Here is a 14,221-nt window from a genome sequence, read left to right as displayed (position 1 = left end):
GGGGTGGGGAGCGCGTGACGGTTTTGGTGGAGCCGGCTTCTGGGGCCGGTTTTCTTGAGGTTGCCGCTGCCTCCCGGGAGGAGGTCGACGCGGTCATCTCTCGGGCCGCCTCGGCCTTTGCGACGTGGCGTTCCGTTGCGGCGGGGGATCGGGCTCGGTTGCTGCGGCGGTTCGCCGCCGTCGTGGACGCGCACCTGGAGGAGCTGGCCCTGCTGGAGGTGCGCAACTCCGGTCACACCATCGGCAACGCCCGGTGGGAGGCCGGCAACGTCCGCGACGTCCTGGACTACTACGCCGGTGCGCCCGAGCGGCTGACCGGGCGACAGATCCCGGTGCCGGGCGGGTTGGACGTCACCTTCCACGAGCCACTCGGCGTGGTCGGCGTGATCGTGCCGTGGAACTTCCCGATGCCGATCGCCGCCTGGGGTTTCGTCCCGGCCCTCGCCGCCGGCAACACGGTGGTGCTCAAGCCCGCCGAGTTGACCCCGCTCACCGCGCTGCGGCTGGCCGAGCTGGCCCGCGAGGCGGGCCTGCCCGACGACGTGTTCACCGTGCTCCCGGGCCAGGGCGCGGTGGTGGGGGAGCGGTTCGTCACCCACCCGGCGGTCCGCAAGATCTGCTTCACCGGCTCCACCGAGGTCGGCACCCGGATCATGGCCGGCTGCGCCGCCCAGGTGAAGCGACTCACCCTGGAGTTGGGCGGCAAGAGCGCGAACATCGTGTTCGCCGACGCCGACCTGGAACGCGCCGCCGCGACCGCGCCGGGCGCGGTCTTCGACAACGCCGGCCAGGACTGCTGCGCCCGGTCGCGGATCCTGGTCCAGCGCACGGTGTACGACAGGTTCCTGGAACTGCTCGAACCGGCGGTACGCGCCTTCCGGGTGGAGGACCCGTCCCGGGAGAGCGCCGAGATGGGGCCGCTGATCTCCGCCGCCCAGCGCGACCGGGTCGCCGGGTTCCTGCCCGGTGCACGTGTCGCGTTCACCGGCTCCTGCCCCGACGGGCCCGGCTTCTGGCACGCGCCCACCGTGCTGCTGGCCGACTCGCCGGCCGACCGGCACTGGCGGGAGGAGATCTTCGGCCCGGTGGTCTCGGTGCTGCCGTTCGACGACGAGGCCGACGCCGTCCGGCTCGCCAACGACACCGAGTACGGCCTCTCCGGCTCGATCTGGACCCGGGACGTGGGTCGGGCGCTGCGCCTGGCCCGTGCCGTCGACTCGGGCAACCTCAGCGTCAACTCGCACTCCTCGGTGCGCTACTGGACCCCGTTCGGCGGGATGAAGCGTTCCGGGCTCGGCCGCGAGCTGGGCCCGGACGCGCTGCATTCCTTCACCGACGTCAAGAACGTGTTCATCGCGACAGAGGAGTGACGCCAGTGCAGGGTCGGTTGCAGGACCGGGTGGCCGTGGTCACCGGAGCGGGCAGCGGCATCGGGTTGGCCACCGTGCGGCGGTTCGCCGCCGAGGGGGCCCGGGTGGTCTGCGTGGACATCGACGCGGAGGCCGGCACGAGGGCCGCGCAGGAGTGTGGCGGCGAGTTCGTGGCCACCGACGTGGCCGACGAGTCGGCGGTACGCGACCTGTTCGACGGGGTGGCCGACCGGCACGGGCGGGTGGACATCGCGTTCAACAACGCCGGCATCTCCCCGCCCGACGACGACTCCATCCTGGACACCGGCCTGGACGCGTGGGAGCGGGTGCTCCGGGTCAACACCACGAGCGTCTACCTCTGCTGCAAGTACGCGATTCCACACATGCGTCGTCAGGGCAAGGGCTCGATCATCAACACGGCGTCGTTCGTGGCGCTGATGGGCGCGGCGACGTCGCAGATCGCGTACACCGCGAGCAAGGGCGGGGTGCTGGCGATGACCCGGGAGTTGGGTGTGCAGTTCGCCCGCGAGGGCATCCGGGTCAACGCGCTGTGTCCCGGCCCGGTGGCCACCCCGTTGCTGCTGGAGCTGTTCGCCGCCGACCCGGAGCGGGCCGCCCGCCGGCTCGTGCACGTGCCGATGGGCCGGTTCGGGCAACCCGAGGAGATCGCCGCCGCGGTGGCGTTCCTGGCCAGCGACGACGCCTCGTTCATGACCGCCGCGCAGTTCGTGGTCGACGGCGGCATCACGGGCGCGTACGTCACACCGCTGTGAGGAGGCCGCTGATCGGGATCAGCTCGTATGTCGAACCCGTCGACTGGGCGGCCTGGCGGGGTGTGCGGGCCGTGCTGGTGCCCGAGGCGTACGCGCGGGCGGTGACGGCGGCGGGTGGCCGTGCGGTGGTCCTGCCGCCCGATGACGTGGACGGCGAGGTGGTGGCCGCCCTGGACGGGCTGCTGCTGGCCGGTGGCGCCGACGTGGGTCCGGGGCGGTACGGCCAGCGGCCGGACCCGCGTACCGAGGATCGGCCGGACCGGGATGCCGGTGAGCTGGTGCTGTTGGCCGCCGCGCTCGCCGCCGGACTGCCGGTGCTGGGGGTGTGTCGGGGCATGCAGTTGCTCGCCGTCGCCTACGGCGGCACCCTGCACCAGCACCTGCCCGACGTGGTGGGCCACGAGGGGCACCGTCCGGCGCCCGGCGTCTACGGGACCCACGCGGTGCGGTTCGCCCCGGGGAGTCTGGCCGCGCGGGTGCTGGCCGGGGTGGACCGGGTCAACTCGTACCACCACCAGGCGGTCGCCGACCCGGGTCGACTCGCGGTCACCGGGTGGGCCCAGGACGGCGTGGTCGAGGCGGTCGAGGATCCGGCGCTGCCGTTCGTGCTCGGCGTGCAGTGGCATCCGGAGAACGAGCCGGACCCCCGCCCGATCACCGCGCTGGTCCGGGCGTGCGGTGTGACGTAGCTCGCCCCGGTCGGTTGGTGGGGCCGGTGGGAGGATCGGCGCATGGGCAAGGTCTATCCGGAGATCGACGGTCGACTACGTGACTTCATCGCGGGCCAGCCGGTCTTCTTCGTGGCCACCGCGGCGTCCGACGTCGAGGGGCATGTCAACGTCTCACCGAAGGGCATGCGGGGCACGTTCGTCATCCTCGGCCCGCACCGGGTGGCCTACCTCGACTATCACGGCAGCGGGGCGGAGACCATCGCCCACCTGCGCGACAACGGCCGGATCACGCTGATGTTCTGCGCCTTCGACGGGCCGCCGAAGATCGTCCGACTGCAGGGCCGGGGCCACAGCGTCGCGGTCACCGAGGACGCCTTCGCCGACCGGCTGGCCGAGTTTCCCGCACCGCCGGACGTGCACGCCGTCCGGGCCGTGATCACCGTCGAGGTGGACCGGGTCAGCGACTCCTGCGGCTACGCGGTGCCTCTCATGGACTTCCGCGCCGAGCGCGACCTGTTACTCACCTCACACTCCCGTCGTAGCGCGGATGACCTGGCGGTTTACCGGGCCACCAAGAACGCGGCGAGCATCGACGGGCTGCCGGTCTTCTGACTGGTCGGGCGCCCCGGCGACCGCCGCTCGTCGCGCGGCGCGCTCACACCCTCCGGTGCCGGACGGCTCGCGCGTAGGTAAACAGCGCCCAACCGCCGTCTTGCGTTACGTTGCTGGTCCGCTGGGGTACAAGTCGAGGCACGGCGGGTAAAGATCAACGGTCGTGGGGTGCCGGCCGGAGCGGGAGGCTGTATGAGCTCGGCCCAGGGGGGTGCGGACATCGGGCGCTTCGTCGCGCCCGGTCCGGAGGCTCCTCCGATGCTGGCGGCGGCGTTCGCGGCCGGCGGCGAGATGGGCGAGCTGATCAGCGGCTTCGACTGGTCCACCGGCCCGCTGGGCGAGCCCGCACGCTGGCCGCCGGCGCTCTCCAACGCGGTCGGCATGATGCTCGCCTCCAGTGCGCAGATCGTCATGTTCTGGGGCGACGAGCAGCTCGCCTTCTACAACGACGCGTACCGACCGACCATCGGCGGCAAACATCCGGAGGTGCTCGGCCAACCGGCCCGGCAGCACTGGGCGGAGACCTGGGCGGTGCTCGGCCCGCTGCTCGACGGTGTGCGGAGCACCGGGCGCTCCTACCGCGGTGACGACCACCCCTTCCTGCTGGACCGGCACGGCTTCGTCGAGCAGACCTACTTCAACGTCTCGTACGACCCGATCCGGGGTGCCGACGGCTCGGTCAGTGGCGTCTACTGCATCGTCAACGAAACCACCGGCCGGGTGCTCGGCGAGCGCCGGCTGCGGGCACTTGCCGAGCTGGGTGCCGAGTTGAACGACACGGGCAGCGCTGCCGAACTCGGCCGGAGCGTCGCCGAGGTGCTCGGCCGGCATCGGGCGGACGTGCCCTTCGCCCTGATCTACCTGGCCGACGACAGCGGTCGTCTCGCCCTGGCCGGGTCCACCGGCACCGCCCCGGCCACGGTCGGCGACACCGCCGAGCTGCTGGCCCGGGTGACCGCCGACACCGCGCCCGCGACCGTCGACGTGGCCGACCTGCTCGACCCGCCGCCGGCCGACGCCGCCGACCAGGCCCTCGTGCTGCCCCTGACCGCGACCAACCAAACGGTCGGCGCGCTTGTCGTCGGTGTGGCCCGCCAGCTCCCGCTCGGCGCCGACTACCGCGACTTCCTGGAGCTGATCGCCGCCCAGGTCTCCCGCGCGGCCGGCACCCAGCGGGCCTACGAGCAGGAGCGGGCCCGCGCCGCCGAGCTGGCCGCACTGGACCTGGCGAAGACCAACTTCTTCGCCAACGTCAGCCACGAGTTCCGCACCCCGCTGACCCTGGTGCTGGGCCCGCTGGAGGACATGCTGGCCGATCCGGCACTGCCCCCGGCCGAGACCGACCGGCTCACCATGATGCACCGCAACGCGTTGCGCCTGCTCAAACTGGTCAACACCGTGCTGGACTTCTCCCGGCTGGAGTCCGGTCGCCTCGCCGCCCGCTACCAGCCCACCGACCTCGCCAGCTACACCGCCCGGTTGGCCAGCACCTTCCGCTCGGCGACCGACCGGGCCGGGCTGCGGCTGGTGGTGGACTGTCCACCGTTGCCGGCGCCGGTCTTCGTCGACCGGGACATGTGGGAAAAGATCGTCCTCAACCTGGTGTCGAACGCCGTCAAGTTCACCTTCGACGGCGAGATCCGGGTGCGGGTCCGGGCGGTGGACGGCCTGGCCCGGCTGGAGGTGACGGACACCGGCGTCGGCATCCTGCCGGACGAGCTGCCGCACGTCTTCGAACGGTTCCACCGGGTGCCCGGCGTGCGCGCCCGCACCCACGAGGGCACCGGGATCGGCCTGGCGCTGGTCCGGGAGCTGGTCGAGATGCACGGCGGCGTGACCGGGCTGGTCAGCCAGGTCGACGAGGGCAGCACCTTCACGGTGACCATCCCGTTCGGGTCGGCACACCTGCCCGCGGACCGGGTCGCGGCCTTCGACCCGCTGCCCCCGGGCGAGCCCGAGCAGGCCCGGCTCTACGTGGCGGAGACGGCGCTCTGGACCGGCGTCGAGCCGGCGCGCGAGTTCGCCAGCCAACCGGCGACCGTCGCACCGGCCGGCCGGATCCTGGTCGTCGACGACAACGTGGACCTGCGCGAGCACGTCACCCGACTGCTCTCCCCGACCTGGGAGGTGGTCACCGCGAGCGACGGGCTGGCCGCTCTGCCGCTGGCCCGCGAGGGCGGGTTCGACCTGGTGCTCAGCGACGTGATGATGCCCCGACTGGACGGGTTCGGGCTGGTCGGCGCGCTGCGTGCGGACCCGCGTACCCGTCATGTGCCGATCGTGCTGCTCTCCGCGCGGGCCGGCTCCGCGGAGGCCGTCGCCGGCCTCTCCGCCGGCGCCGACGACTACCTCACCAAGCCGTTCTCCGGCCAGGAGCTGATCGCCCGGGTCCGGGCCAACGTCGAGTTGGGCCAGCTCCGCGGCCAGATCATCCGTCGGCTCCGGGCGCTGGCCGACGCGGCGGTGGCGGTGAACACCGCCCGGTCCACCGCCGACGTGCTCCAGGTCGCCGCCCGGCACGCGTTGAGCCTCGCCGAGGCCGCGCGGGTGGTGGTCACCGCCGCCGGGTCCCGGTCCGAGGCGGACACCGGCGGCGCCACCGCCGCCGACCCGTCCTTCGTGGCCGACCTGACCGGCACCGCCGGCGAACCGCTGGGCGAGCTGCGGGTCTGGCGTCCGGCCGGCGACGACGCGCAGACCGACGAGGCCGCCTTGACCCAACTGGCCCGGCTGGTCGGGGTACGCCTGGAAAACGCCCAACTCTACGAAGCCGAACACCGCATCGCGACCACCCTGCAGCACAGCCTGCTGCCCCGGTCGCTGCCGCAGCTACCGGGAGCGGTGTTGGCCAGCCGGTACCTGCCCGGTACCGCCGACGTCGAGGTCGGCGGCGACTGGTACGACGCGATAGACGTCGAGGACGACGACCTGGTGCTGGTCATCGGCGACGTGGTCGGCAAGGGCGTCCAGGCCGCGGCGGCGATGGGGCAACTGCGCAACGCGCTGCGGGCGTACCTGCTGGAGGGCTACGACCCGGCCGAGTCGCTGACCCGGCTCAACCGGCTGGTCGGCTCCACCGAGGGTCGCTCGTTCGCCACGGTGGTCTGTCTGCTGTTCAACCCGCGCACCGGCCGGCTGCGGTACGCGAGCGCCGGTCACCCGTCCCCGCTGGTGATCACAGGAGGTGACGTGTCGTTCCTGCACGACCGTGCGCTCGGCCCACCGATCGGCGCGATCCCCGCCGCGACGTACGAGGCGGTCGACGGCGAGTTGGCCGCCGGCAGCCGACTGCTGCTCTACACCGACGGGCTGATCGAGGACCGTCAGCTCGGCATCGACGCGGCGCTGGCCCAACTGCGCGTCGACGCGGCGACCCCCAGCGAGCACGTGGTCGACCTGATCGACGCGGTCGTCGAGCGGGTCGACGGGCGTCCGCGCCGCGACGACGTGGCGGTCCTCGCCCTCGAGGCGGCCGAGCTGAACCGTTTCGCGTTGCGGCTGCCGGCGGACCCGACCCGGCTGAGCGTGCTGCGCAAGCGCCTGGAGGACTTCCTCGTCGCGCACGCCGTCGACGAGACGGACGTGTTCGACCTGACCGTGGCGGTCTCCGAAGCCGCGGCCAACGCCATCGAGCATCCGATCCACCCGGCCGAGCCGATGATCAGCGTGGCGGTGGCCATCGAGGACCGGACGGTGACGGCCACCGTGCGCGACAGCGGGCAGTGGCGTGAGTCGACAGGCTCCGGCTTCCGGGGGCGTGGCCTGGCGCTGATCAGGGCGTTGGGTGAGCTGTCGGTGCGGCGCACCGAGGAGGGCACCGAAGTGACCCTGCGCCGGGAGCTGCGGGGCTGACCGCAGGGCGCGGATCGGCTCAGGCCGGCCGCAGCCAGCTCTGCTCGCCCAGGCCGGAGATCTCCAACACCCGGCGGACCTGCCGTGACGGCAGGACGGTGAGCACGCCCGGAAACTGCTGGGCGAGCCGGACCAGGGCGTGGATGGCGGCCGAGTCGAAGAAGGTGACGGCGCTCAGGTCGAGCGTGATCCGCCGGGCGGGCTCGCGCAACGCGGTCTGGAGCATGGTCTCGGCGGTCGCCATGTCGACCTCACCGGCCACCACCACCTGGAGGTGGTCACCGTCGATCTCCGCGCTGGCGGAGAAGACGGGTGGTGCTCCCCCTTGATCCACGCTGCCACCATGGCACAGCCGACCTGACAGGGCAACAACCGCCCTGCGGCGCCCGTGGCGCGGGTCACCAGCGGCCCCGGCGATAGGCTGATGGCATGACCGTCCGTCCGCCGCTGACGCCAGGCGCGCTGTCCCCGATGCGTCCGGTGCCACCCCAGATCGCCCGACCGGAGTACGTGGGCAAGGAGCGCCCGACCCAGTGGCGCGGCTCGCACGTGCAGACGCCGGAGACCATCGAGAAGATGCGGATCGCCAGCCGGCTCGCCGCCCAGGCGACCCAGCTCGCCGGCGAGCACTGCAAGCCCGGCGTGACCACCGACGAGATCGACAAGGTGGTGCACGAGTTCCTCTGCGACCACGGTGCGTACCCGTCGACACTCGGCTACCGGGGCTTCCCGAAGTCCTGCTGCACCAGCCTCAACGAGGTCATCTGCCACGGCATCCCGGACTCCACGGTCCTGGCCGACGGCGACATCATCAACGTCGACGTGACCGCGTACATCGGTGGGGTGCACGGTGACACCGACGCCACCTTCTGCGTCGGCGAGGTCAGCGAGGAGGCCCGGCTGCTTGTCGAGCGGACCCACGAGGCGATGATGCGCGGCATCCGCGCGGTCGTCCCGGGCCGGCAGATCAACGTGGTGGGCCGGGTCATCGAGTCGTACGCCAAGCGGTTCGGCTACGGCGTGGTCCGCGACTTCACCGGCCACGGCATCGGTGAGGCCTTCCACAGCGGTCTCTACGTGCCGCACTACGACAGCCCGCGCCCCACGGACATCATGGAGCCCGGCATGACGTTCACCATCGAGCCGATGATCACACTCGGCACCTACCAGTACGACATGTGGGACGACGGGTGGACGGTGGTCACGAAGGACCGGAAGTGGACGGCCCAGTTCGAGCACACCATCGTGGTGACCGACGACGGTCACGAGATCCTGACCCTGCCGTGAGCGCGAGGAACGCAGCGCAGCGGAGTCCCGCAGTCGCGAACGAAGGGCAGGCGCCATGACCGACACCCCAGCGGCGCTGCGCGAGGCGCACCACGCGGACGTCTCCGGCGGTTGGCTGCGCCCGGCCGTCTTCGGAGCGATGGACGGTCTGGTCACCAACATCGCCCTGATCGCCGGCGTCGGCGGCGGCGGGGTGTCGCCCCGCAGCATCGTGCTCACCGGCTCCGCCGGCCTGGTCGCCGGTGCGATCTCGATGGGGCTCGGCGAGTACACGAGCGTCCGCTCCGCCAACGAGCAGGTCGCCGCCGAGGTGGCCAAGGAGCGACGCGAGCTGGAACGGCACCCGGAGGCGGAGGCCCGGGAGCTGGCCGACGCCTGGGTGGCCCGGGGGCTGCCCCGCGACCTGGCCACCCAGGTCGCCGAGGCGGTGCGGCGCGACCCGGAGGAGGCCCTGCGGGTGCACGTCCGCGAGGAGTTGGGCGTCGACCCCGACGACCAGCCCAGCCCGTGGGCGGCGGCGATCTCGTCGTTCCTGTTCTTCTCGGTGGGCGCGCTGGTGCCGCTCCTGACCTACCTGTTCGGCGCCACCGAGTTGTGGCTGGCCCTCGCCGTCGGCGGGCTCGGGCTGTTCGCCGCCGGCGCGGTGGTGGCCCGCTTCACCCAACGTCCGTGGTGGACCAGCGGGCTGCGGCAACTGCTGCTGGGTGCCGCGGCCGCCGGCGCCACCTACCTGATCGGCTCGCTGATCGGCATGCCGGGCGGGCTCTGACGCGGCCCGGGCCGCTCGCGGGCCGGCTCGGCCTAGGGCGTGTGTCAAAGCCCCTGGCCGGCCTGCGGCGGGCCCAGACGACGACCGGCCGCGTTGGGAATTGGCCCGGATACAACACCGGTATCCGGGCCAATTCCCGCCTTGCCGGACCGCCGCCTGGACTCCGCCTCGGCTCGACCGAGGACTTTGACACACGCCCTAGCCGGCCGACGGCGGGCCGGTCGGCACGAGCCGGAAGATGTGGATCTCCCGGCCACCGGCCCGTTGCACGTACGTGCGGTACGCGGGCCACTCGGTCACCAGCAGCTGCCACAGCCGGTCCCGTTCGGCGCCGGACGCCAGGTCGGCCCGCACCGGGATCAGCCGGCCCTTCAACTGCACCGCGGCGGTGGGATCGGCGAGCAGGTTCATCGCCCAACCGGGGTGCTGGGTCTGCCCCCAGTTGGAGCCGATCACCACGTACGTGTCGCCGTCGGGGACGTAGAGCAGGGGATTGCTGCGGGGCTTGCCGGAGCGGCGGCCGGTCGTCGTGATCACCAGGGACGGGATCAGGCCGAGCGCGACCACCCGCCCCCGGGTGAGTCGACCGACCACCCGGTCGGCGGGGACCAGCAGGCGTGCGGCGGCGCCGAACCAGCGGTGATGACCGACTCGACGGGTGATGTTTCCCAGCGCTGACACGCCGATCAGTCTGCCGCCTGCCCGGCCCCGGCGGCACCCCCGTACGCGCCCGGATCATCAGCCGGCCGGCCACCGCACCGGTGTCAGTCCAGCCGCCGTTCGATCGGCAGTCGGGCGCGGGTGAACAGGCCCGCCCCGAGCATCGCCACCACCGGCACCAGCACCAGGACCCCGAGCACGGGCCAGGGCACCAACAGGGGGTACGGATCGGACGCCGGCCAGTCGCTGGCGTACTCGCGGTTGACCGAGACCAGCACGATCGCGGCGGTGCCGAGGCCGGCCACGATGCCGAGCACCGAACCGACACCGGCGATGATTCCGGCCTGGCAGATCGCCAGCATTCGGCGTACCGCCGGCGCCGCGCCGACGGCCGCGAGGGTGGTCAGCTCCGCGCGCCCCTCGGCGGCGGCGAGCGCGGTGGCGATCCCCGCCGCCCCCACCGTGATCACCCCGGCCGCCGCCGCGAGCAGCAGCAGCAACGGTGAGATGTCGCGGGGACCACCGCCGTACTCCACGGACACCATGAAGGTGCCGAAGGGCCGCAGTGCGCTGGTGAACCGTTGCTCCTGGTACCGGTCCGGCGGGGTCGAGGTGCCGATCACCCAACCGGCCGGCGACCAGGTCAGGCCGAGGTGCCGGGCCGCGGACGCGGAGAGCAGCAGTTGGGGTTGGCTGACCACCCCGCTCAGCGCGTACCCGGGCAGGTCGGTGGTGGTCGACCCGTCCGTTCCGGAATCCACCTGGTTCACCCGTACCGTCACCAGGCCGTCGTGCAGGTAGCGCGGGTCGGTCACCACCACGCCCCCGGCGCGCAGCACGGCGGTGGCGGCGGCGGTCGTCGCCGGGTCCGCACCGGTGAGCAGCGGCAGTGCGGTCCCGTCATCCACTCCCGTCTGCACGTAGCCGCCGTCGTAGCCCAGCGCATCAATCCGACAACGCGGGTCGGCCCGGGCCTGTCGACGCTGCGCCGCGGAGAGATCGACCCCCGGCTGCCAGGGGCATACCTGCGCGGGTGGGAGCGCCGGCGCGACGTCGCAGTAACCCTTCCGGGACGCGCAACTCACCGAGTTGATCGGGGCGATCGCGTCGGCACCCAACTGTTCCCGGGCGATGGTGGCGACCTGGGCCAGGGTGGGTAGCCGCGCCAGTTCGCCCGCGTAGACCAGCACGTTGCCGGTCGGCACCAACGGCCGGTAGGAGCGGGACTCCCGGGCGTCGCTGCTGGCCAGGAACCCACCGAGCGCCACGCTGCTGGCGACCGCGGCCATCACGGCGCAGATGGCGGGCGCCGCGGCCGCCCGGTTGCGGCTGGCGTCGCGCAGCGCGATTCGCGGTGCCAACGGCAACATCCGGCCGAGCCGGGCGAGCGCGCCGATCAGCGTGGGCGTGCAGCACACCAGGCCCAACTCGCCGAGGATGAGGCCGGTGAGGATCACCGCCGGGGAGATACGGGCGGCCCCGAACGCCGCCAACCCCGCCCCGCCGACCACCAGCGACAGACCGAAGGCCAACCACCGGGTCCGGGACACCGGTGGGGTACGCCGTCCGGCGAGCCCGGCGCTGACGTCCTGCCGTGCGGCGGTCCAGGCCGGTGCCAGCGCGGCGAGCACCCCGGCCAGCACCGCGACCCCACCGAGCAGCACCAGCGCGGTCGGCCAGCACCGGTACCCACCGAAGCGGGCGTGGAAGACGTACTGCTCCACCAGCGGACGACCGGCGAACGCCGCGGCGACGCCGACCAGCAGGCCGGCGACGGCGCCCAGCACACCCAGCACCACGCCGTCGGCCAGCACGACCCGGCGAAGCTGGCCGGCATCCCCGCCGGCCACCGCGACGAGCGCCAGATCCCGCCGTCGGCGACGGATGCCGACCGCGAAGGCCGGGCCGACCAGCAGCACGACCTCCAGCAGCCCGAGGCCGGCGATGAGCACACCGGTGCTCAGGCCGCCGGTGCCGCTCGGGTCGACCGGGCCGAGCCACGTCCGCTTCCGGTCGTCGGCCGGTGGACGGGTGGTGACCACCACCCCACGCTCGTTGAGTCGGGACACCAGCGCGGCGTCGACGGTGCCGGGCACGTCCGCCAGCCAGTTGGTCGCCGAACTGGAACCGGTCGGTGGCACCGCACCCGGATGCAGCGCCACCACCATTCCGAGATCGTCGGGAAACTCGACCACCCCCACCACGGTGTAAGCGCGGCTTCCGTCGGCGAGGGCCACGGCGCGGCCGAGGCGCAGGTCCAGGCGGCGTAGCGCCGCCGGACTGACCGCGACCTCGCCGGGCTGCCGCGGTGCCCGGCCCGCCCGGAACCGCACCAGCCCGCGGGCCAACGGGTCGCCGAGGTCCAGCACCCGCCCCTCCACGTCCTCGTCGAGGCGCGGGCCGCGCAGGGTCAGTGGGATGCGGGTGCGCACCTCGGTGACCCGACTGCCCGGTCCCAGCAGCGCACCCACCTGGGCGGAGGTGGCCCGGGCGTTGGGCGGCTGCTGCTCGCCATTTCGGACGTACCAGGTGCCACCCTCCTCGTCCTGCCGTACCGGCGCGTCGGCGATCCAGCGCAGCTCCGCGTCGGCCACGCCGAGCCGACGGTCGATCCCTTCGGCCGGGGTCAGCTCGGCCATGTCGTAGCTCGCCGCGAGGAAGGCCAGCGCCGCCACCGGCAGGGCGATCATCGCGAGCACCAGGGCGGTCCGACGTCGGGCCCGGCGGGACTCCCGCCGGGCGATCCGCAGCGCCGCCCGCCAGGAGCCGGTCAGCTCGGCGAACCGCCGTCGACCGACCGGGGCGCCGGGCGCGACCGGCCGTGCCGTCGCGGTGTCGACCGGAGCGGGGGCCCGCGTCGGACGGCGGATCGTCACCGGCCGCTGCCGGACAGCAACTGGTCGACGCTGCCCAGCGGCGCCGTCGTGTCGACCAGGACGCCGTCGCGCAGGAACACCACCCGGTCGGCCCAGCCGGCGTGCCGTGCCTCGTGGGTGACAAGCACCCCGGCGGCGCCCGCGTCGATCCGGCGGCGGAGCAGGTGCAGCACCGCCTCACCGGTCTGCGAGTCCAGTGCCCCGGTGGGCTCGTCGGCGAGCACCAGCCGCCGTTCGCCCACCAGCGCGCGGGCGATGGCCACCCGCTGCTGCTGCCCGCCGGAGAGCTGGTCCGGAAAGCGGTCACCCAACGCGGGCAGACCCACCTCGGTGAGCGCGGCCATGGCCAGTCCGCGAGCCTGCCGTCCACTGGTGCCGTCCAGCTCCAGCGGAAGCGCCACGTTCTCCAGTGCGCTCAGGCTGCCCAGCAGGTTGAGCTCCTGGAAGATGTAACCGATCCGACGGCGGCGCAGTTGGGCCAGACCGCGACGGTCCAGCGCCCCCAGCGGTTGCCCCTCCACCCGGACCTCGCCGTCAGTCGGGCGGTCCAGGCCACCGGCGAGGGCCAGCAACGTCGACTTGCCGGAGCCGGACGGACCCATCACGGCGACCAGCTCGCCGGGCCGAACGACCAGGCTGACCCCGCGTAACGCGTGCACCGCCGCCGGTCCGGCACCGTGGGTGCGGTGGACGGCGCGGAGCTCCAGCACCGCGTCGTCCGGCCCGCTCACCGTCGGGCCTCCTCGCCGGCCCAGCGTGTCCCGTCCCGCGCATCGGCGTCATCCGCGCGCGGTGGGGGAGGTGCCGGGCCGCTGGGCCGGTGCCGCACCAGACTGGTCTCGCAGTGGTCCAGCCAGCGCACCTCCGCCTCGGCCTGGAAGACCATCGAGTCCAGTACGAGGCGCCAGGGGAGGTCCTCCGGTCGGTCGCTGCCGTACTTCAGCCGGGTCAGCTCCTGCAGAGCCCGCATCGTCGCGCTGCGCTGGGCCTGCACCACCGAGCGGACGTCCACCCCCGGGGTGGTCAACGCCAGGGCCAGCTTGATCGCCAGCTCGTCACGGGGTCTGTCGTTGCGGCTGACCGGCGTGGCGAACCACAGCGCCAGGTCTGCCCGGCCGGCGTCGGTGATCTCGTACGGGCGCTGCCCGGCCTCGCTCTCCGGCAGCGGGCGCACCAGACCGTCTCGTTCCAACCGGGACAGCGTGGTGTAGACCTGCCCGATGTTCAGTGGCCAGGTCGAGCCGGTCGACTCCTCGAACGCGGCGCGCAGCTGGTAGCCATACATCTGGCCGCGTTCGAGCAGGGCGAGCAACCCGTGACGGATGGACATGGCAACGGAGTATGCATACCT

The 14,221-nt window shown here is 73.1% G+C and carries 12 protein-coding genes; 7 read left to right on the top strand and 5 right to left on the bottom strand.

Features of this window, described 5'->3' with window-relative positions; genetic code table 11:
* The first annotated feature begins 14 nt into the window (after nucleotides 1-14).
* The 5 genes from AB0B57_RS22925 to AB0B57_RS22905 all read left to right on the top strand — a co-directional run bounded on the left by AB0B57_RS22925 (nucleotide 15) and on the right by AB0B57_RS22905 (nucleotide 7,278).
* Nucleotides 15-1,370 carry an aldehyde dehydrogenase family protein gene (locus AB0B57_RS22925; RefSeq protein ID WP_357073195.1) on the top strand — a complete coding sequence of 452 codons (1,356 nt, stop codon included), beginning with the start codon at nucleotides 15-17 and terminating at the stop codon, nucleotides 1,368-1,370.
* 5 nt (nucleotides 1,371-1,375) lie between these two features.
* Entirely contained in the window at nucleotides 1,376-2,143 is a 768-nt protein-coding gene (locus AB0B57_RS22920; protein ID WP_357073192.1) for a 3-oxoacyl-ACP reductase, read from the top strand.
* The gene (locus AB0B57_RS22915) at nucleotides 2,140-2,832 is read left to right on the top strand and encodes a gamma-glutamyl-gamma-aminobutyrate hydrolase family protein (protein ID WP_357073189.1); all 693 of its coding nucleotides are present in this window, start codon (nucleotides 2,140-2,142) and stop codon (nucleotides 2,830-2,832) included. Before AB0B57_RS22920 ends, AB0B57_RS22915 begins: the two co-directional genes overlap by 4 nt.
* A gap of 42 nt (nucleotides 2,833-2,874) precedes the next feature.
* Nucleotides 2,875-3,426 (top strand): pyridoxamine 5'-phosphate oxidase family protein, encoded by a 552-nt coding sequence (locus AB0B57_RS22910; protein WP_357073186.1) that lies wholly within the window; start codon nucleotides 2,875-2,877, stop codon nucleotides 3,424-3,426.
* A gap of 192 nt (nucleotides 3,427-3,618) precedes the next feature.
* The gene (locus AB0B57_RS22905) at nucleotides 3,619-7,278 is read left to right on the top strand and encodes a SpoIIE family protein phosphatase (protein WP_357073183.1); all 3,660 of its coding nucleotides are present in this window, start codon (nucleotides 3,619-3,621) and stop codon (nucleotides 7,276-7,278) included.
* A gap of 19 nt (nucleotides 7,279-7,297) precedes the next feature.
* On the opposite strand, the gene AB0B57_RS22900 is transcribed toward AB0B57_RS22905, so the two are convergent.
* Nucleotides 7,298-7,612 carry an STAS domain-containing protein gene (locus AB0B57_RS22900; RefSeq protein WP_357073180.1) on the bottom strand — a complete coding sequence of 105 codons (315 nt, stop codon included), beginning with the start codon at nucleotides 7,610-7,612 and terminating at the stop codon, nucleotides 7,298-7,300.
* Between the two features lie 95 nt (nucleotides 7,613-7,707).
* On the opposite strand from AB0B57_RS22900, the gene map reads away from it, so the two are divergent.
* Nucleotides 7,708-8,565 carry a type I methionyl aminopeptidase gene (gene map / locus AB0B57_RS22895; RefSeq protein WP_357073177.1) on the top strand — a complete coding sequence of 286 codons (858 nt, stop codon included), beginning with the start codon at nucleotides 7,708-7,710 and terminating at the stop codon, nucleotides 8,563-8,565.
* Nucleotides 8,566-8,620: 55 nt separating this feature from the next.
* Entirely contained in the window at nucleotides 8,621-9,334 is a 714-nt protein-coding gene (locus tag AB0B57_RS22890; protein WP_357073174.1) for a VIT1/CCC1 transporter family protein, read from the top strand.
* A 198-nt stretch (nucleotides 9,335-9,532) separates the two neighbouring features.
* Here AB0B57_RS22890 and AB0B57_RS22885 read toward each other — a convergent pair whose 3' ends face one another.
* The 4 genes from AB0B57_RS22885 to AB0B57_RS22870 all read right to left on the bottom strand — a co-directional run bounded on the left by AB0B57_RS22885 (nucleotide 9,533) and on the right by AB0B57_RS22870 (nucleotide 14,200).
* Nucleotides 9,533-10,015, bottom strand: a complete 483-nt coding sequence (locus AB0B57_RS22885; protein WP_357073171.1) for a nitroreductase family deazaflavin-dependent oxidoreductase — start codon at nucleotides 10,013-10,015, stop codon at nucleotides 9,533-9,535.
* 83 nt (nucleotides 10,016-10,098) lie between these two features.
* Complete coding sequence (locus AB0B57_RS22880) at nucleotides 10,099-12,870, bottom strand: FtsX-like permease family protein (RefSeq protein ID WP_357073168.1); 2,772 nt, start codon at nucleotides 12,868-12,870, stop codon at nucleotides 10,099-10,101.
* Complete coding sequence (locus tag AB0B57_RS22875) at nucleotides 12,867-13,601, bottom strand: ABC transporter ATP-binding protein (protein WP_357073165.1); 735 nt, start codon at nucleotides 13,599-13,601, stop codon at nucleotides 12,867-12,869. Before AB0B57_RS22875 ends, AB0B57_RS22880 begins: the two co-directional genes overlap by 4 nt.
* Nucleotides 13,598-14,200 (bottom strand): PadR family transcriptional regulator, encoded by a 603-nt coding sequence (locus AB0B57_RS22870; protein WP_357073162.1) that lies wholly within the window; start codon nucleotides 14,198-14,200, stop codon nucleotides 13,598-13,600. Before AB0B57_RS22870 ends, AB0B57_RS22875 begins: the two co-directional genes overlap by 4 nt.
* Nucleotides 14,201-14,221: the final 21 nt, after the last annotated feature.

The organism is Micromonospora sp. NPDC049101 (assembly GCF_040648675.1).
In the GTDB taxonomy this organism is placed as follows: Bacteria; Actinomycetota; Actinomycetes; order Mycobacteriales; family Micromonosporaceae; genus Micromonospora.
Note: the sequence above shows the minus strand (reverse complement) of the source record. Positions and strands in the feature narration are given on the sequence as shown.